We start from the raw sequence: 17,502 nt of genomic DNA, 5'->3' as shown, positions 1-17,502 counted from the left end.
TTTTTGATTAAAACTGAGTCAATTGGCCATCGCTAATTGCAAGGGTGACATTAAAGTCTTGATCAAATGCGGTTAAGTTTGCGGCGTAACCTGCCTTGATTCTGCCTAAGTCGTGATCCCTGTTAATTGCGGTTGCTGGGTACAAAGAAGCCATTCTTAAACTGTCTCGAAGAGATAAACCTACTGATTGTACGCAGTTTTTTACTGCTTCAATCATGGTTAAAGCAGAACCGCCGAGTGTACCATCATCGCCAAAGCAAATCCCATCTTGAACTGTGATCTTACGTCCAACAAAATCAAAGCTGCTTATATCAGCGCCAGCTGCAGCGGTTGCGTCACTAACTAAACATAGCTTGTGGCGCAATAATCGTTTTGCGATGCGCACATTGGCGTTTGACACATGGTGGCCATCTACGATGATGCCTGCGTAGAGGTTGTGGTCAAATATAGCGCCAAGTACACCTGGCTCTCGCCCGGTCATTGGGCTCATGGCATTAAACAAATGAGTGGCAAAGCCAGCCCCGGCATTAATGGCGTCGCTTGCTTGCTGGTAATTTGCGTTGGTATGACCTAAAGAGACCAATATGCCTGCTTCTTTAAGTGCGGAGATACTAGCTAGCTCAACCTGTTCAGGCGCAAGGGTGACCTTTTTAACCGCGTCATGATTGTCGAGCAAAAAGCGTAATCGTTGTTGGTTAAGTTGGCGGATCAGTTTCTCGCTATGAATGCCTTTTTTATCAACACTTAAGTAGGGGCCTTCCAAGTGAAGCCCTAGGTTAACTGTGCCGCTATTTTTGCTGTGTTCTCTAGAAACGGTAACCGCTTGCTCCATTTCCTCATCATTGGTGGTGATAAGGGTAGGCATGAAGTTAGTCGCACCACTTTTTAAATTAGTTTGATGCATACGCTCTAAGTTGGTGCTAGAGAAGTCGCCATTAAGCATTACTCCGCCACAACCGTTTAGCTGTAGGTCGATAAAACCGGGGCAAAGTACCGAGCCATTTAAGTCTATGCTGTTAATTTGTGGCGATACTTGTTGGTTAGGCACCACTGAACTGATTTTGTTGTTATCAACAAGCACCGAATAGCCGTTTAGCAATTCACAACCATCAAACACTAATGCATTGGTTAGGGCGTACATCATTCGCTTATCCTAAATATTCTTGATGTTTTCGGCTTCCAGCTCATGAAAGTAACGTACTGTTTTTACTTTCAATTCCATAGTGGAAGGTTGGTCACATACTATCATCGCTTTAGGATGAAGTTGTAGGGCAGAAATAGTCCAAAGGTGGTTAACGCTGCCTTCTACCGCGGCTTCTAGCGCTTGGGCTTTGTTGTGTCCGGTCACCAATATAAGAATTTCTTCTGAATCAAGTAGAGTTCCCACTCCTACCGTGAGCGCCAGTTTTGGCACTTGCTCTAAGCTGTCGAAGAAGCGTGAATTTACCATACGGGTATCTTCGGTAAGGGTTTTAACCCGCGTTCTAGAGGCCAAAGACGATGCCGGTTCGTTAAAAGCGATATGTCCATCAACACCTACGCCACCCATAAACAAGTTTATTTTTCCGTATTGTTTAATTTTGGCTTCGTATCTGGCGCATTCTGCTTCTAAGTCTTCGGCGTTACCGTCGAGCAAGTTAATGTTCTCTGCTGGTATGTCTATCTGCGAGAAAAAATTGTTGTGCATAAAGCTGTAGTAGCTTTCTGGATGGTCACTAGGGATCCCAACATATTCATCCATGTTAAACGTTACAACGTGCTCAAAACTTAGTTCACCTTGTTTATGCAGTTCTATTAAGTGTTGATAAGTAGCTAGCGGCGTACCTCCAGTAGGGCAACCTAATACAAATGGGCGCTCAGCTGTGGGCTTATAGGACTTAATTTTCTCCGCGATATAAAGGGCGGACCATCGTCCTACTTGGTTTTTGTCGAGTAATGGTATTAATCTCATGATCGTTCTCCACTAAATTTAGGCTTAGTTTAGCAATATAATTCTCTTTGAAAAATAAGTTTTCGATATTTTGTGATAAATAGCCTGTTTTAGTCTCTATTGTTCGTGCGTGTGTCACATTTTTGCGGTTCTTTATTTGCGTGTGAATTTTTATTATTTACACTGCGAATTAAGTTCTTGGTGGATCATTAATCAACGAAATAACCAATGATGCACCAAGCTCGAATAGGCAAACGCTACTGGAAAATTGAACTTGGTTATTAATAACCATAACGAGGGATACTATGTTTAGCTATTTACAAAAAATTGGTCGAGCCTTAATGGTGCCCGTTGCTGTGCTACCAGCAGCAGCCATTTTAATGGGAATAGGTTATTGGATTGATCCGAACGGCTGGGGCGGTAATAGCGCGCTGGCTGCATTTTTGATTAAATCTGGCGCTGCTATTATCGACAACATGTCGGTACTGTTTGCTATTGGTATTGCCTATGGTATGTCTCGTGACAAAGACGGTGCTGCCGCGCTAGCCGGTTTTGTTGGCTACATGGTAATAACCACTTTGCTTTCTCCGGGAGCCGTAGAACAAATTGGCTTGGTAACGCTAAATGATGCAAGCACACTGGCGTTTTCTAAAATCGAAAACCAATTTGTAGGTATTATAAGCGGTATTATGGCGGCCGAGCTGTATAACCGTTTTTATCAAGTTGAACTGCACAAAGCCTTGTCCTTCTTCAGTGGTAAGCGCTTAGTTCCTATTCTTACCTCGGTAGCCGGTATTGTGGTGGCCTTTGTATTAATGTACCTGTGGCCGCTAATTTTTGGTGGCCTAGTTACTTTTGGTGAGAGTATTACTGGTATGGGATCGGTAGGCGCGGGTATCTACGGCTTCTTTAACCGCTTACTTATTCCAATTGGCCTTCACCATGCACTAAATGCTGTGTTCTGGTTCGATATGGCCGGCATTAACGATTTAGGCAAGTTCTTGAGTGTTGCTTCTGATGCTGTGCCTGGAGAAACAGGCCGTTACATGGCGGGCTTCTTCCCGATTATGATGTTTGGATTACCAGGGGCGGCGCTAGCTATCTATCACACCGCTAAAGCTGAGAACAAAACTAAAGTTGCATCAATTATGATTGCCGCTGCTACAGCTTCGTTCTTTACCGGTGTAACAGAGCCGCTCGAGTTCGCCTTTATGTTTGTAGCTCCAGTACTCTACGTTGTACATGCCTTACTTACTGGTATCTCGGTGTTTATTGCTGCGTCAATGCAATGGATGGCGGGCTTTGGCTTTAGTGCTGGTTTGGTTGATATGGTGCTGTCATCACGTAATCCACTTGCTACCAACTGGTACATGCTGATTCCACAAGGCTTAGTTTTCTTTGCTGTTTACTACTTTGTTTTCAAAACAATGATCATCAAAATGAACCTAAAAACGCCGGGGCGTGAAGATGCAACTGAAGAGGAAGCTAGCTTAAGCGTAGGAGGTTCGCACAGCGATACAGCAGATTTAGTACTAACCATGTTAGGTGGTACCGACAATGTAGTGCTAGTTGATAACTGCGCAACGCGTCTTCGTTTAGAAGTGAAAGATAGTGACCAAGTAAATGTAAATGAACTTAAAAAACATGTACCTGGCGTTATTATTCCAAGTAAAACGGCGGTACAAGTGGTGATTGGTCCACACGTAGAATTTGTTGCCAATGAGTTGAAGCTATTGGCGGCCAAATAAAAGAACAAAGAAAAGAGCAAAAAAAAGCAGTCGTCCTTAACTGCTATTGTGGTGATAGTGTTTGGCCCTCATTAGAGGGCCTTTTTTTTACTACTTTATATTGATTTTGATATTGGTTACTGAGTTATAGCAGCGGGTTCGGCATAGGCTTTGGTTCCCCATAGCGGTACTGTAGACAAGCTATGTTTGTAACTGCCCGATGTTTCTTTGGTTGAGTAAGACAAATACATTAGGGTTTGTGATTCTTCATCAAAAATTCGGCGTATTTTGAGTGATTTAAACAAAATGCTTTTCGACTTTTTAAACACCACTTCACCAGATTTGCTTTTATCAATGTTAGCTAACATCGCTGGGGTGATTTCGCCAGTTTGGCGACAGGATATGGACATATCGCTAGGGTCTGCAAAGTCTAGATCGGCTTCTACATTAGCGATGTGACAGGTCACTCCGTCGATTAACGGATCCTTCAATACGCTGATTTTAATGTCTTTGGTGGTAAGTAAGCCTAAAGATACATCGGCGACTTCATTGCTATCACAAGCAGTGAGTAGGGCGCAGGCCAGAATAGTACTAAGGATCTTTTTCATAAAATCACTTCTTTTATTTATGTCTCGTTACAGTATCTTAGTACGCTACTAAGCTTGGACGCGTTTAGCAAATAACGTTAATTGCTATTAACTTACAGTAGCTGCAAAATTCATGATGTTATGCACTTTCTAGCGAAGTTAGATTTGGCAGCTTTTCAAGGAATAATTATGCCTATAAAAGTGGTCACCTTATCGGAAGCATTTAAACAACTTCGTTTTGCAAGTGACCGTCGGCCGGAGTCTACAGCACAAGACTTAGCGAGCGCATTTTCTGAGTTATCTGCATATCGCAATGGCGGCATTTACATTGGCCATTATGCTGGCAATAGCGAATGGGAGCGACATTTAGAAGGTGATGAAATTGTTCAAATTATCGAAGGCTCTACCTCGCTTATTTTGTTACAGGAAGAGGGAGAACAGCGTATCGCGCTAAGTGCAGGGCAGTTAGCGGTGGTTCCGCAAAATCAATGGCACCGTTTTGAAACCCCCGAAGCGGTAAAAGTAATGACGGTAACGCCTCAACCAACCGATCACCAAGTAACTAAGCCAACTTTCAGCCAATAAGCTTGCTTGCGAGTTCATTAATCAAGGATGCCAGCAATGGATAAGCTGCTTTTTAGTATTAGAAAAGCGATGCAACAATCGAGTGATTTGCCTTTTTCGGTTTACTCCTCGGTGTTAGAACAGCAATTGCACAATGTACCTATTAGCAAACCCTTGTTGATTGTGGTGTTAAGCGGAGACAAGCAACTTGGGGGCGACAATAAAATTAACTGTCCGGCCGACCATTTTATTTTTCTGTCGGACAGCCCAGCCATAAACATGCGAAATATTCCGAAGGCTAAGTTGTATTTCGCTTTGTTAATTGAATTTGATTACCAAGATTTTGAAGAATTGCCCATTGGAGAGCAGCCGGATAAAGAATACTTTGCAGACAAAATACCAGTCCCATTAAGGCAAAGTTTACAACAGTTTGTTGAATGCAGTAGTTGGGCAAATCAGCAGATATTGTCTTTAAGGAAGCGAGAAATTTTGGCCTTACTTTATCACCTTGGTTATCAACAAGTGGCTATGATGCGAAGCAAAAACAAAGTATCGCATCGGCTGCACGAGTTGTTTACGCAAAGTGGTTTTAAAGATCTATCAACCACAGCCATTTGCGAAAAGCTGGCGATGAGCGAATCTACATTGCGCCGTAAGCTCAAGCTTGAAGGTAGCAGTGTACAAGCAATTAAAGATCGTTCTCGTATGAGCTTGGCTCTGCATTTATTACAAACCAGTGTCGAGCCGATAGGTTTAATAGCAGAGCAGTGTGGGTACCACTCGCAATCTCGATTTACCGACAAATTTAAAGCACACTTCGGCCTAACCCCTCGAGAATTAAGAAAAACCCGAATGAACGAATAAGGCGATAACTTGACGGTTTTTGCGCTAATTATGTAATTAGGTAAGTTCTATGATGACTCCTCATTATTTATTTAAGGGATTTATTATGAGAGCGTTATCTGCCGCAACAGTTTTTTTTTTCATTAATCGGGTGCAACATAGCTATGGCTGAGAGTCTAAGCTTGTCGAGTAATGACGTTAGCCATGGAGAGCTAATGAGCAAGCAGCACGAGTTTTTTGGGTTTGGTTGTTCTGGGGGGAATATGTCACCGCAACTTTCCTGGAAAAATCCACCTAACGGCACCAAAAGCTTTGCCATTACTGCCTATGATCCAGATGCACCTACCGGAAGTGGCTGGTGGCATTGGCAGGTGGTTAATATCCCTCTAAGTACCCGTTCCTTGGCAAGTAATGCCGGTAGTGTCGAATCTGAGATAATGCCGAATGGTAGCCGTCAGATTGAGAACGACTATGGTGTTGAGGCATTTGGCGGAGCTTGCCCTCCCAAAGGACATGGTATGCATCGCTACCGATTTACCTTGCATGCCTTATCGGTTGAAAAACTAGATTTACCAACAAGAGCCTCGGGGGCCTTGGCCGGGTATATGATTAATGCCAATACCTTAGAGTCGAGCACCATTGAAGCTTTATACCAGCGTGAATAATCGAGTTTGCTTTCTGCACTGTTGCTCTTAGCGATGAATCTAAGAGCAACGATTAATGCGAACCTCGCTAACTGGCTGTAAGGCCCACAGGTTCCTCCTTAGCTTTGCTTTTGCTATAGCCAGCTAGATAAGTATTAGTAAGATAAAAGTTGCTAAATTGCTCTTCAAAATCTTGCGCAACACTAGCCTCAGCAATGCCTGTAGCTAACAAGTTGAGTTGCCAAGCTTGGACTTCGGGTAAGCCTTCTAATAAGTCGAAGCCTGTTTTTCTTTTGATAATGTCTGCGCGGTGCAGCAGCGGTAGCCAAGCGATATCAACTTTACTTACATGGTTAGACTTAAAGAACACCGTTGTTCCAGACAGCTTTTCTTCTACTTTGGTAAAGGCTTTAAATAATTTCTCACTGCGCTCTTCAAAGGTGGATTTGTCTTTGCTGCTCATTGTGCCGCACTGGGTTAAATAGTGCTTTGAGCCTAAGTAACTCCATGCTCGATCCATGGCTCGCTGCTCGTTAGTAACATTAGCTTCTAAAGAGCCAAATTCATCTTCGATGTATTCAATAATGGCGTCTGACTCAAATAACGCTGTATTGTTTTCTGTCACTAGAACGGGAACTTGCCCATTAGGTGAAATATCTAAAAACCACTGCGGTTTGTCTTGCAAACTAATGTATTCAATCTCGTAAGCTATGTTTTTAGTTTCTAAAGCAGCAGTGACGCGCTGAACAAATGGGCAAATTTTAAAGCTAACAATTTTAATCATGATGTTCTCATCGTATTGGTGAATTACTTATAAGACGAACCTGATGAGAAAAAGACGAAATTTATTCGCTATCTATTTAGGTACACCAAAAGACTAGTTTTAAACTTATGCCAGCCATTGCTGATTTTTGCTTCGAATCAACGTTTAAGAACTATAAACGAGCCATCTGCTTAACATAGTGTAAGTTTAAACCTTAATAAAATTAAGGGTTTATAGCCTATATGAGTTTGAAATAACGACTTGCTCAACAGTCTTTTTAGTTTAGTATGTCGGGCTGAAATGGAAGTCGTACCCTGTTAAATGGACCTTATATGCTGAATAGAATGAAATATACGCTACTCGTTTTTGCTGCTGTGCTTGGACTAACGCAGCAAGCCCATGCTGGGTTTATTGTTTATACCGATCGAGCTGCATTTGAAAATGCTGCTGGTGCCGAGTTAGCCTTTGAAGGATTCAATGATCCAAGTTTGCTGAACGAAGACTTAACGATTAGTGCGAACCGTTATAGAAGCACTAGTAGTTTAGTTAGTGAGGGCGCAAAAGCCCTTAGTATTTTTGAATCAAATACTTTCACCATTGATTTTGAACACGATGTGTTTGCACTTGGCTTTGATTTGAACGAACTTAACTCATCTCATTTGGATTATTTGGATAGTGCAGGCCACATTATCGATGAAGCGCTAAAGATTACCGATGTGTGGTATGAAAGTACCTTTTTCGGCTTGATTAGTGATACAGCGTTAAGATCCTTTTCATTGGTTGGATCAGGGAGTAGTTCAGCGGTTTACGGTTTTGACGCGCTTTCTTATACCGCAGCAACACCTGTACCAGCTCCGCCTACTTGGCCATTAATGTTGGTTGGTTTAAGTTTGGTGTTGTTACGTTGTTATAAACGTACTTAATTGATTGCTTCTCTCGCTTAAAATAAAAAAAGACGCTTCATAGCGTCTTTTTTATTGTTTGATGGACATACTTACTAGCGTTCTACGCGAGCCAGCGCAATGCCCATCATTACAAACAGCGAGCCAAATACACGATTTTGCAAGGCTACAAACTTCGCCTTTCCTAACCAAGGCTTTACCGCTGACGCTAAGGTGGCATAACTAAACATCACGGCGCAATCAATCATTACCACTGTAAGCCCTAAAAGCAGGTACTGGCCGGTCATATCTTGAGTTGGATTAACAAACTGCGGTAAAAATGCAGCAAGAAAAATAATTGATTTTGGGTTCATTAAATTAACGATAAACCCTTGTTTAATAAGCTGTGAACTGGTTTTAATGGCCACTTCTTTTCCAGTTAGTGCTACTGATTTCTCAAAGAATTTACTAATGCCTAAATAAAGAAGGTAGGCTGCGCCTAGATACTTTACTACGGTGAACGCTATCGCCGAAGACGCTAACAATGCGCCTAAACCAATAGACACAATCAGTAGATGAGTAACCAAAGCTAGTTGTAAGCCAGCTATGTTTTTACATGCCTGTTTAAAACCACCACTTAATGAATGGCTAATAGTGGCTACTGTGCCAGCTCCCGGTGAAATACTAAATACAATACAAGCGGCTACAAAGGTGAGCCATACACTGAGCAACATGGGGAAATCCTTGTAAAGAAGCCCTTAAACATTGCTGCAATATCGCAGAATAGCCTAAGGGCGTCTAGAGCTTGCCGTAAAATGTTTAGCTTTGGCGCTTAGAAGATAATATTGGCAAATATACCGCCAAGAAAATCAAACTCGTGATTATCCAAAGTCCAGCACTTAAATTCCAAGCTAACAAAGCATCAGCAAGGGGTAAAAAAGTGCGTATTAACGTAGCCGCTACTAAGAGGATAAACGCAATGCTAATAATAGGCTTGATGATCAATGTTCTGCCGGTATGGCCAAGCGATACACGGCTCATCATGGCAAAAATCATTAAGCCAATGGCTCCAATGGTAATGATATGCAGCGCATTGCTAAAGCTTAGTGTAGTTAGGTAATAGCTCGCGCCAAGAGCAATTAAACCCAAGGCCATAAGCAAATACGATATGTGTAGCGACCATAACAGAGGCACTTTTAGGGTGTTAATACTGCGCCAGTAAGCTAAGCGTAATAAGTGAAACAGACCAAGTAACATTAAACTTAGTGGTACAAGTTGATAGGTATTTACAAAATAGCTAGCAATAAAAGCCGCAGTGGTTGCAATTGCTAATGGACCTACCAAGCGGTTAATCCATGCAGGGCATTCGATGGGTGCAGTTTGCGCGCCGCGAACGGTAAAGAAGGGAATAACTCTGCCGCCCACTAAAGCCATCATTATAGTAAACAATAAAACCATGGCTCGGCTTAAATGCAGCGCCAGACCGCTGTTTGCTGTTAAATCACTGCCTAATATAAGCAAGTTGATTAAACCCATTACCGAAAGCAGTGCGATAAATATGTAGTTACGTCGATTTTGCGCAGCAAATACCAACTTACTATAGATGATTACAACAGCTAGCCACCATAGACCTTGTAAGATGGTAGCCAGTACCACACTTTCGGCAGTGTTTATGTAAAAGGCAATACGAGTTAAACACCAAAGTGCTACTAAAGCAGCCAGTGCTTTTCCTTTTATGCTGGGCTGGCCGGTCCAGGTTTGTACCGCAGTAAGAATGAAGCCAACTGCTACGGTAGTGCCAAAGCCAACTAGCATTTCATGAGCATGCCACACATGCGGACTTAGCCCACTATGGCCAATTAGCATGTGGCCATTTAGTAATAATATCCAAATCGCCAAGCTAAGTGCCGAGCTAAAGGCTGCTAGCAAGAAGAAAGGGCGAAAGGCTAATTCGAATATCGGATGTTGATGCCAATGTTGTGCAGTATCGTTTGTATCTGGCTCAGCAATTTTAATCACTATATAACCTCTTGACCGAGTTCGTTAAATCCTACGCAGCGTAACACGTAACCAACTTTTAATACTCCAGCAAATACAATGGTAGATATGTGTGCAGTAATTTGCATTGGAATAGAAAAAGCCTGTGCTAAGGGGTAGGAAATGATAATGGATGAAATGATCACAAGCAGTGAGACTAGCATTAACCAGTTTCCACCCACTATGCAACGCATGTATTGGCGAAAAGCACTTGGTTTGTTTGAATCTACGAATAAAGGAAAGTGTTTCATGGAATTCTCCTGATACTAGCTATTTGATATTCATTTCTCGTTTACATATGTACTTCGCAATCTTCATACCAACTATTTAAAACCGCTAAGACCAGTTAATTCGCCGACTCTTGATGTGATGTTGTCATAATGACACGTGGATATTCCATGTCATTTTGACTACTATGGGTATAAATGAGGAGTTGTAATGTCAGATATATCTTCAAAAGCCTTAATCGAGTTAGCTTTAGACTTAGCGCAAAATCTTAGTAGTAAAGATCGCTTTGACCGGTTACTGGATACCGTGCGAAAAACCATTGCTTGTGATGCAGTGGCTCTGCTTGCAGTAAGAGGTGAGCAACTCACTCCTCTTACGCTGCAAGGGCTTAGCCGAGATACTCTAGGTAGGCGTTTTTACCTGTCGGAACATCCGCGATTTCAACAAATTTGTGCCTCCAGCATGCCGGTGCGTTTTCCGGCTAACTGTGAGTTACCCGATCCCTATGATGGCTTGTTGATCGACCGAGAAGGTGATTTGCCTGTTCATGCCTGTATGGGGTTACCCTTGTATTTTGATCAAAGCTTAATTGGCGTACTTACCTTAGATAGCTTTACTCCGGAAGTATTTGATGACATTCCCAATAGAACACTTGAGGTAATTTCCGCCATGGCGGCAGCTAGCCTTAATACAGGCTTAACCTTAGACCTACTGGAACAGCAGGCTCATCATTCGCAACAAGTATTGGAAGAACTAAATCAAGCAGCTTGGCATCACAACAGTGATGAAATGGTAGGTGAAAGCCCGGTGATGAAGCGCCTCAAACAAGAAATTGCCTTGGTGGCACCATCTGATTTTACTATTCTGATCCAAGGGGAAACCGGGGTGGGTAAGGAGCTAGTCGCCCGCTCATTGCACCTTCAATCGTCTCGTTATAACGCGCCAATAGTACATGTGAACTGCGCGGCCTTACCTGACAATTTGATTGAAAGTGAACTATTTGGCCATGTTAAAGGCGCGTTTACTGGTGCCGATAAAAACCGCGCTGGCAAATTTAGCATTGCTGATGGCGGCACTATTTTCCTCGACGAAATAGGTGAGTTGCCTTTGGCTGCCCAAAGTAAGCTATTGCGAGTATTGCAAAACCAAGAGGTGCAGGCGCTTGGGCAAGACAAAATTCAAAAAGTAGATGTGCGGGTGATTGCCGCCACGAACCGGGATTTAGTAAAGGAAGTTGAGCAAGGCCGATTTCGCGCCGATTTGTATCATCGCTTATCGGTCTATCCTGTTTTGGTTCCACCTTTAAGAGAGAGAGTGGGGGATGTTCAATTATTAGCGGGCTTTTTTGTGGAGCTGGTTAAACGCAAGTTGGGGATTCCACAAATAAAACTTCAAAGTGATTTGGTGGCTTATCTAAATGCCTACGATTGGCCTGGCAATGTTCGGGAATTAGAGCATCTAATTAGCCGCGTAGCGCTAAAAGCGCGAGCTCACCAAAGTGCTAAAGCTATTGTACGAATTAGCGTTGCTGATTGCGGTGAGCTTAAATCAGCAGATATTGTAGAAGCTTCCTCGTATCAATCGACTGCACCCACAAGCATTGTTGCTGGCTTTAACTTACGCCAAGCAACAGACGCGTATCAAAAAAGCTTGGTAGCAGCGAGTTTAGAAAAACACCAAGGAAGCTGGTCTGCGGCAGCTAAAGAGCTAGGGGTTGATAGAGCCAATCTAAGCCGCTTGGCAAAACGTTTGGGTTTAAGTGTGGACAAAGTGATTAAACGCTAAACTATAGTTTGCTTGTGTACGTAGTTACTGAGACACCTAACATCAAGGACGAACTGTGAATTACATATTATCGACAGGCTTCGCGCTTTTACTACTCTCAAGCCCAGCGACTGCTGAGCAAACCAGCCAGTTTGCGTTAATTGACCGTGAAGGGGTAAAAACCTGGGTTAAACGCGATGGTGATAAGCTACTTCACTTAAATGCTTCTCCTTTAGAGGAAGGCCAAGTTAATGGTCAAACATCGGCTGAGGCATCAGCTAAGTACTTAATGCCGATAAAACCGGCTACAGTATTTGCAGTGGGTTTAAATTATCGCAGCCATGCTGGAGATGCAGGTGCCAGCAAGCCAGAAATTTTTTATAAGTCATATAGTTCTCTCAGTATTGGAGGGCCTTTGCAGCTCCCAAAGGATGCGCGAAATGTGCATTTTGAGGGAGAGCTGGTGGTTGTGATTGGTCAAAACTGCTCAAAGGTATCTAAGCAAAATGCTAGAGAATGTATATTTGGTTACACAGTAGGGAATGATCTCACCGAGCGCTCTTGGCAAGGTCGAGATTTGCAATGGTGGCGGGCTAAAGGTGCCGATGGTTTTGCACCCATTTCTCCTTGGATAACTCAAACTACAGCTGATAACCAGTTCACAGTGACCACTAAGCTAAACGGCGATATCGTTCAACAAGAATCGTCGGCGAACATGATTCACTCTGTAGAGGATATTGTTAGTTACATTAGCCAATATGTAAGCTTGCAAGCTTATGATGTGATCTTTACTGGTACACCGGGAAGAACTAAGGCACTAAAGAGTGGAGACCAAGTAGAAGTGAGTATTGAAGGTCTAGGTAAGGTGTCTACTCAAATTGAGTAAACACCCATGTTATATGGCGTTATTTTACTGGAGTTAAGCCCTTATTGCGATTGTCTACAGCGCCGTCTAGATCAAAGTCGGCAGACTTCCAAGCGCTGGCTTCTTGGTGAGTGAACTTTTTAGCGGCCCATGCAGTGGCTGAAGAAAGATCAAAGCCTGAATCTATCCAACCTCGGGCGTCAACAGCAGTGAAGGCTTGGGCCCAAGCTGTGATTTGGTTTGGGTCAGTAAAGTTTTGGTCTATAAATTCTTTAACTTGTGGTTGGCTCATACCTGCTCGTACATAGGTTTGTACTTGTTCAACATTTACCCCGATTTCTTTCCAAGATGCAATTTCAGACTCTGACATACCATCCCAGGTGGGTTGGCTAGAACACGCAACCAATAACAGGATGCTAAAAGCAACACTAAGTAGACGCATGACATATTCCCTTAATTATCAACAGTAACCATTAATCACTATAAACCATGACTACAAATTCGCCATTTCCTTAACAAAACCATAAGTAAGAAAGTTGGGGGTGAACGACTTTGATTCCAGTCTTATTGATAGAAGTTGACGCAAGGCGTTGGTTGAGTTTAGCCAAAAGGAACACAAAAAAGTTAATCAACCGAAGCTGTTTAATCGAAAGGCAGGGATGCAGAACAGATGCATAAGGCGATCTTTTCATCGCTTGTTCGATGGTTGCTTGTACTAAGGCTAAGAATCAGGGATTATACGGCTTTAATTAGCGTTTCATTATTTATAGGTAGGCTGGTATGAGTGAGGCGGAAAATCGCCCTAGCAATTTCATTCGTCACATCATTGATGAAGATCTTAAATCCGGAAAACATGACACTGTGCATACACGTTTCCCACCGGAGCCAAATGGTTATCTGCACATCGGCCATGCTAAGTCGATTTGTTTGAATTTTGGTATTGCTCAAGACTACCAGGGCGCATGTAACTTGCGCTTCGATGATACCAACCCTGAAAAAGAAGATATCGACTACGTTAACTCAATTCAGCAAGACGTAAAGTGGCTTGGTTTCGATTGGGATGGTGAGGTGTGTTACTCATCAAACTATTTTGATCAGTTATACGCTTATGCTGAAGAGTTGATTCAAAAGGGTTTGGCCTTCGTTTGTTTCTTAAATGCCGACGAAGCGCGTGAGTACCGTGGCACTTTAAGCCAACCAGGTAAAAACAGCCCTTACCGCGATACTCCTGTTGAAGAAAATTTGGCGTTATTTAGAAAAATGCGCGCGGGTGAATTTAAAGAAGGTGAGTGTTCGTTACGCGCCAAAATCGACATGAGCTCTTCGTTCATGTGTATGCGTGACCCGGTTATTTATCGAGTTCGATTTGCTCATCACCACCAAACCGGTGATAAGTGGTGCATTTACCCAATGTACGATTTTACGCATTGTATTTCGGATGCGATCGAAGGTATTACTCACTCTTTATGTACGTTGGAATTCCAAGATAACCGTCGTTTATACGATTGGGTACTGGAGAACATTACCATCGAGACAGTACCGCATCAGTACGAGTTTTCACGTTTAAACCTTGAATACACGGTAATGTCTAAGCGTAAGCTAAATACTTTAGTTACCGATGGTCATGTAAACGGTTGGAATGATCCACGCATGTTAACCATTGCTGGTTTACGTCGCCGTGGTTATACCGCTGCATCAATCGTCGAGTTTTGTAAGCGCATTGGCGTGACCAAGATGGAAAACATGGTAGAAATGCCAATGTTAGAAGCATGTATACGTGACGACTTAAATGCCAATGCACCTCGTGCAATGGCAGTGTTAGATCCAATTAAAGTGGTAATCGAAAATTACCCTGAAGACAAAGTAGAACAGCTATCTGCACCTAATCACCCTAGCGAAGATATGGGCGAACGAATTGTGCCATTTAGTCGTGAGCTGTACATTGAAGCTGAAGACTTCCGTGAAGAAGCTAACAAGAAGTTTAAGCGCTTAGTGATCGGTAAGGAAGTGCGTTTACGCAATGCTTACATGATTAAAGCTGAACGTTGTGATAAAGACGAAAACGGAAATGTTACTACCGTTTATTGTACTTATGACGACACCACCTTAGGTAAAAACCCTGAAGATGGACGTAAACCAAAAGGCGTTATCCATTGGGTGTCTGCTGAACATGCAAAGCCTGCGGAAATCCGTTTGTACGACCGTTTGTTTACCGTTGCTAACCCAGCTGCAGAAGACGATTTCACCGCAGTGCTTAACCCTGAGTCATTGGTAGTTAAGCAGGGGTTTGTTGAACCAAGCTTAGTTAAGGCAGAAGCGGAACATGCTTATCAGTTTGAACGCCAAGGTTATTTTTGTGCCGACAGCGTAGATTCAAGCCCAGAAGCTTTAGTGTTTAACCGTACCGTAGGTTTGCGTGATACGTGGGCTAAAATTGGTGGCTAGGTGCCAGTAATTAAACGTTTGCCAATAGAGATGGAGTTGTATCGATGAGCAAAACGACTTTGGTTAGCCAAGCCGATGCCTTACCAGGGCGCTTGGAGGCGATAGAGTTAGACGGAATTCATGCAGTAAACGGCAGCAATTACCTAGAGCAAGCTAACGCTGATCAGGAAACTGCCTATTTTGGTTTAGGCTGTTTCTGGGGCGCTGAGCGTCTGTTTTGGCAACAACAAGGCGTAATTACAACGGCAGTAGGTTATGCCGGCGGTTTTACACCTAACCCAAATTACGATGAAGTGTGCACTGGCTTAACTGGGCATACTGAGGTTGTTAAAGTAATTTACGACCCAAGTGTTATTAGCTATCAACAATTGTTGACCTGCTTTTTTGAGCAGCACGACCCTACTCAGGGTATGCGCCAAGGTGGGGATGTTGGAACTCAATATCGCTCGATGATATTTGCGACCAGCAGTAAACAGCTAGAGTTGGCTAAGCAAGCTCAGCAGGCTTATCAAAAAGCCCTGCAAGGTGAAGGCCTAGTTCATGCTATTAGCACTGAGATAATTAGTTTTGATACTTTCTATTATGCAGAGCTTTACCATCAGCAATATCTACACAAGAACCCCAATGGATACTGTGGTTTAGGTGGCTTAGGGGTATGTTTACCGCCTTGGCTTCAAGACTAAGTAAAAAGCAGCCTAATGGCTGCTTTTTTTAACTCTGTTAATAGTCGCTAGCTACCATCTTAATAGCATTTTCATTGGCTGGTTTGTGCTTTGTAAGCCGCACATTTCATCGTAGGCCGAGTGTTGAACTAGCCACACCTTATCGATGGTTTGGTCTTGGTAGTGTTGTTTGATGCTAGAAATACTGGAGAACCTAACAGCGGGGTGACTGTTCTCGCAAAGCGCTTGTTCAGAATTGTCTTGTTGCTCGTTAACTAGGTAGATGTCACCTTCATGAGAATTAATTATCAGATCCATATAAGCCTCCTTAGTTTGTGTATTAGATACGCAACAAACTAACGAGAAGATGACTAAGACTAAAAATTAATGGAAAGAGTTGGGGGAGGAGATCCGCCCCCACTGTCTTATAAACTAGCGACGCAGTTTTAAGATACTAATAGGGCAGGTAATGCCTAGTTTCTCTGCGGCTTGTTTAAATCCAGCCTCTAAACTTTCGAAGCTCATATTTGAAGTGAACTCCATGCAGAGCATGTCACGCTCTTTTTCGATGTTCCAAAGTACGGCTTCATCGGCGGTGGCAGATTGGACTAGCGGTAGTGCTTGTGTAATTGCTGCGCTTATTTTTGCTTTATATCTCATGAATCACCTTTAAGACAGAAAGGGTCGCAGATCTCTTACTGTCTAACTACTAGATATTTATCGTTCCAAGGTTATTAGGGCAATAGCATATTGGATTCTATGTCCAATGCGAAGCCATTACTTCTTCTCATCATCCATGACTCAATCATCTTAAAGCACTTTTGATTACAAGACTGTGTAAAAGTTCGCATATTACGATAAATATGACATTTTTTAGTTAAATATAAGTTTTAAATGCTAAATATTAGATATCAATTAAGATAAATAGCTTAATTGATAATCACTTTTAATTTCAGCTACCTATGGCCTATTGTTATTTCTGACACTAATTGATGGACCAGGTTATCTAAGGTTGAGAAGTCATCTTCAAAAAGAATTTGGTTTTTTGCTTTGCTGGAGAAAGGCAATAACTCTAACCAACGCAGCACTACCCAATATTCGTCGTCGTAAGCAAAAAAATCAGGATGTTGCTCGTAAAGCTCATGCTGAGTTAATACCTGTTGTAGTTTTTCACTTAGGTCATCTTCAACTGCGGGAGGCTCTTCAAGCTGCCAATTGGGTTTAGCTTGAGCAAAAGCGCTATAAAGCTTATCGTCGGCCTGGCTGGTATCACTTAAGTCGACGCGTTTTATGCCGCGAATAGTAATGCCCAGCATGCCGTCTTCAAGTTGCTCAAAGTCCTCTATTTGGCAATGAACGCCTATGTTGAACTCTGTATGGCCTTCCGCCAGTGGCTGGCATAATACGAAGCCCTTAGCTTCTTCGCTAGCTATAGAGACCAAGCGCAAATAACGCGGTTCGAATATGCGTAGTTTGCTCAGCCCTCCGGGCAAAACAAAAAGCTCTAATGGAAACAAGGGTAAGCGCATAGTCCACCATATCCAATCTAATTAACTTCACAA

20 protein-coding genes are annotated in these 17,502 nt (G+C 42.7%); 9 read left to right on the top strand and 11 right to left on the bottom strand.

Annotation, left to right across the window (positions count from 1 at the left end):
* Positions 1-7: 7 nt before the first annotated feature.
* On the bottom strand, positions 8-1,144 hold the full coding sequence (nagA, locus tag ACYFDN_RS05215) for an N-acetylglucosamine-6-phosphate deacetylase (RefSeq protein WP_483510197.1): 1,137 nt from the start codon (positions 1,142-1,144) through the stop codon (positions 8-10).
* A 9-nt stretch (positions 1,145-1,153) separates the two neighbouring features.
* Positions 1,154-1,951 (bottom strand): glucosamine-6-phosphate deaminase, encoded by a 798-nt coding sequence (nagB, locus tag ACYFDN_RS05210; RefSeq protein ID WP_016401073.1) that lies wholly within the window; start codon positions 1,949-1,951, stop codon positions 1,154-1,156.
* Positions 1,952-2,235: 284 nt separating this feature from the next.
* On the opposite strand from nagB, the gene nagE reads away from it, so the two are divergent.
* On the top strand, positions 2,236-3,678 hold the full coding sequence (nagE, locus tag ACYFDN_RS05205; RefSeq protein WP_338621455.1) for an N-acetylglucosamine-specific PTS transporter subunit IIBC: 1,443 nt from the start codon (positions 2,236-2,238) through the stop codon (positions 3,676-3,678).
* A gap of 116 nt (positions 3,679-3,794) precedes the next feature.
* On the opposite strand, the gene ACYFDN_RS05200 is transcribed toward nagE, so the two are convergent.
* On the bottom strand, positions 3,795-4,265 hold the full coding sequence (locus ACYFDN_RS05200) for a CreA family protein (RefSeq protein WP_016401071.1): 471 nt from the start codon (positions 4,263-4,265) through the stop codon (positions 3,795-3,797).
* Between the two features lie 168 nt (positions 4,266-4,433).
* On the opposite strand from ACYFDN_RS05200, the gene ACYFDN_RS05195 reads away from it, so the two are divergent.
* From ACYFDN_RS05195 to ACYFDN_RS05185, 3 genes are all read left to right on the top strand, one after another.
* Positions 4,434-4,829 (top strand): cupin domain-containing protein, encoded by a 396-nt coding sequence (locus ACYFDN_RS05195; RefSeq protein ID WP_483510196.1) that lies wholly within the window; start codon positions 4,434-4,436, stop codon positions 4,827-4,829.
* A gap of 36 nt (positions 4,830-4,865) precedes the next feature.
* Positions 4,866-5,672: a helix-turn-helix transcriptional regulator gene (locus ACYFDN_RS05190; protein ID WP_483510195.1), complete on the top strand. Its 807-nt coding sequence runs from the start codon at positions 4,866-4,868 to the stop codon at positions 5,670-5,672.
* Positions 5,673-5,815: 143 nt separating this feature from the next.
* Entirely contained in the window at positions 5,816-6,316 is a 501-nt protein-coding gene (locus ACYFDN_RS05185; RefSeq protein ID WP_483510194.1) for a YbhB/YbcL family Raf kinase inhibitor-like protein, read from the top strand.
* 67 nt (positions 6,317-6,383) lie between these two features.
* Here the strand turns inward: ACYFDN_RS05185 and ACYFDN_RS05180 are convergent, their stop codons facing one another.
* Positions 6,384-7,079 (bottom strand): glutathione S-transferase family protein, encoded by a 696-nt coding sequence (locus ACYFDN_RS05180; protein ID WP_483510193.1) that lies wholly within the window; start codon positions 7,077-7,079, stop codon positions 6,384-6,386.
* A 311-nt stretch (positions 7,080-7,390) separates the two neighbouring features.
* Here ACYFDN_RS05180 and ACYFDN_RS05175 point away from each other — a divergent pair, with 311 nt between their 5' ends.
* Positions 7,391-7,981, top strand: coding sequence for a hypothetical protein (locus ACYFDN_RS05175; protein ID WP_472590818.1), 591 nt, complete (start codon positions 7,391-7,393; stop codon positions 7,979-7,981).
* Between the two features lie 74 nt (positions 7,982-8,055).
* Here ACYFDN_RS05175 and rhtB read toward each other — a convergent pair whose 3' ends face one another.
* The 3 genes from rhtB to ACYFDN_RS05160 all read right to left on the bottom strand — a co-directional run bounded on the left by rhtB (position 8,056) and on the right by ACYFDN_RS05160 (position 10,227).
* Complete coding sequence (gene rhtB / locus ACYFDN_RS05170; RefSeq protein WP_483510192.1) at positions 8,056-8,673, bottom strand: homoserine/homoserine lactone efflux protein; 618 nt, start codon at positions 8,671-8,673, stop codon at positions 8,056-8,058.
* 85 nt (positions 8,674-8,758) lie between these two features.
* Entirely contained in the window at positions 8,759-9,958 is a 1,200-nt protein-coding gene (locus ACYFDN_RS05165; protein ID WP_483510191.1) for an NnrS family protein, read from the bottom strand.
* Complete coding sequence (locus ACYFDN_RS05160; protein WP_016401063.1) at positions 9,958-10,227, bottom strand: hypothetical protein; 270 nt, start codon at positions 10,225-10,227, stop codon at positions 9,958-9,960. Before ACYFDN_RS05160 ends, ACYFDN_RS05165 begins: the two co-directional genes overlap by 1 nt.
* 187 nt (positions 10,228-10,414) lie before the next feature.
* Between ACYFDN_RS05160 and norR the strand changes: the two genes are divergently transcribed.
* Entirely contained in the window at positions 10,415-11,989 is a 1,575-nt protein-coding gene (norR, locus tag ACYFDN_RS05155; protein WP_483510190.1) for a nitric oxide reductase transcriptional regulator NorR, read from the top strand.
* A gap of 55 nt (positions 11,990-12,044) precedes the next feature.
* Positions 12,045-12,854, top strand: a complete 810-nt coding sequence (locus ACYFDN_RS05150) for a fumarylacetoacetate hydrolase family protein (RefSeq protein WP_483510189.1) — start codon at positions 12,045-12,047, stop codon at positions 12,852-12,854.
* Between the two features lie 19 nt (positions 12,855-12,873).
* Here the strand turns inward: ACYFDN_RS05150 and ACYFDN_RS05145 are convergent, their stop codons facing one another.
* Positions 12,874-13,275 carry a hypothetical protein gene (locus ACYFDN_RS05145; protein ID WP_152782539.1) on the bottom strand — a complete coding sequence of 134 codons (402 nt, stop codon included), beginning with the start codon at positions 13,273-13,275 and terminating at the stop codon, positions 12,874-12,876.
* 338 nt (positions 13,276-13,613) lie between these two features.
* Here ACYFDN_RS05145 and glnS point away from each other — a divergent pair, with 338 nt between their 5' ends.
* Complete coding sequence (gene glnS, locus ACYFDN_RS05140) at positions 13,614-15,278, top strand: glutamine--tRNA ligase (RefSeq protein ID WP_483510188.1); 1,665 nt, start codon at positions 13,614-13,616, stop codon at positions 15,276-15,278.
* Positions 15,279-15,322: 44 nt separating this feature from the next.
* Complete coding sequence (gene msrA, locus ACYFDN_RS05135) at positions 15,323-15,961, top strand: peptide-methionine (S)-S-oxide reductase MsrA (protein WP_483510187.1); 639 nt, start codon at positions 15,323-15,325, stop codon at positions 15,959-15,961.
* Positions 15,962-16,012: 51 nt separating this feature from the next.
* On the opposite strand, the gene ACYFDN_RS05130 is transcribed toward msrA, so the two are convergent.
* The 3 genes from ACYFDN_RS05130 to ACYFDN_RS05120 form a co-directional block, all read right to left on the bottom strand.
* Positions 16,013-16,309 (bottom strand): DUF6482 family protein, encoded by a 297-nt coding sequence (locus tag ACYFDN_RS05130; protein WP_338626427.1) that lies wholly within the window; start codon positions 16,307-16,309, stop codon positions 16,013-16,015.
* A 63-nt stretch (positions 16,310-16,372) separates the two neighbouring features.
* Positions 16,373-16,600: a hypothetical protein gene (locus tag ACYFDN_RS05125; RefSeq protein ID WP_016401056.1), complete on the bottom strand. Its 228-nt coding sequence runs from the start codon at positions 16,598-16,600 to the stop codon at positions 16,373-16,375.
* Between the two features lie 296 nt (positions 16,601-16,896).
* Positions 16,897-17,469 (bottom strand): LON peptidase substrate-binding domain-containing protein, encoded by a 573-nt coding sequence (locus ACYFDN_RS05120; RefSeq protein WP_016401055.1) that lies wholly within the window; start codon positions 17,467-17,469, stop codon positions 16,897-16,899.
* Between the last annotated feature and the right edge of the window lie 33 nt (positions 17,470-17,502).

The organism is Agarivorans sp. D1326, assembly GCF_056958115.1.
The sequence above is the reverse complement of the archived record's forward strand: the minus strand, read 5'-3'. Positions and strand labels throughout refer to the sequence as shown.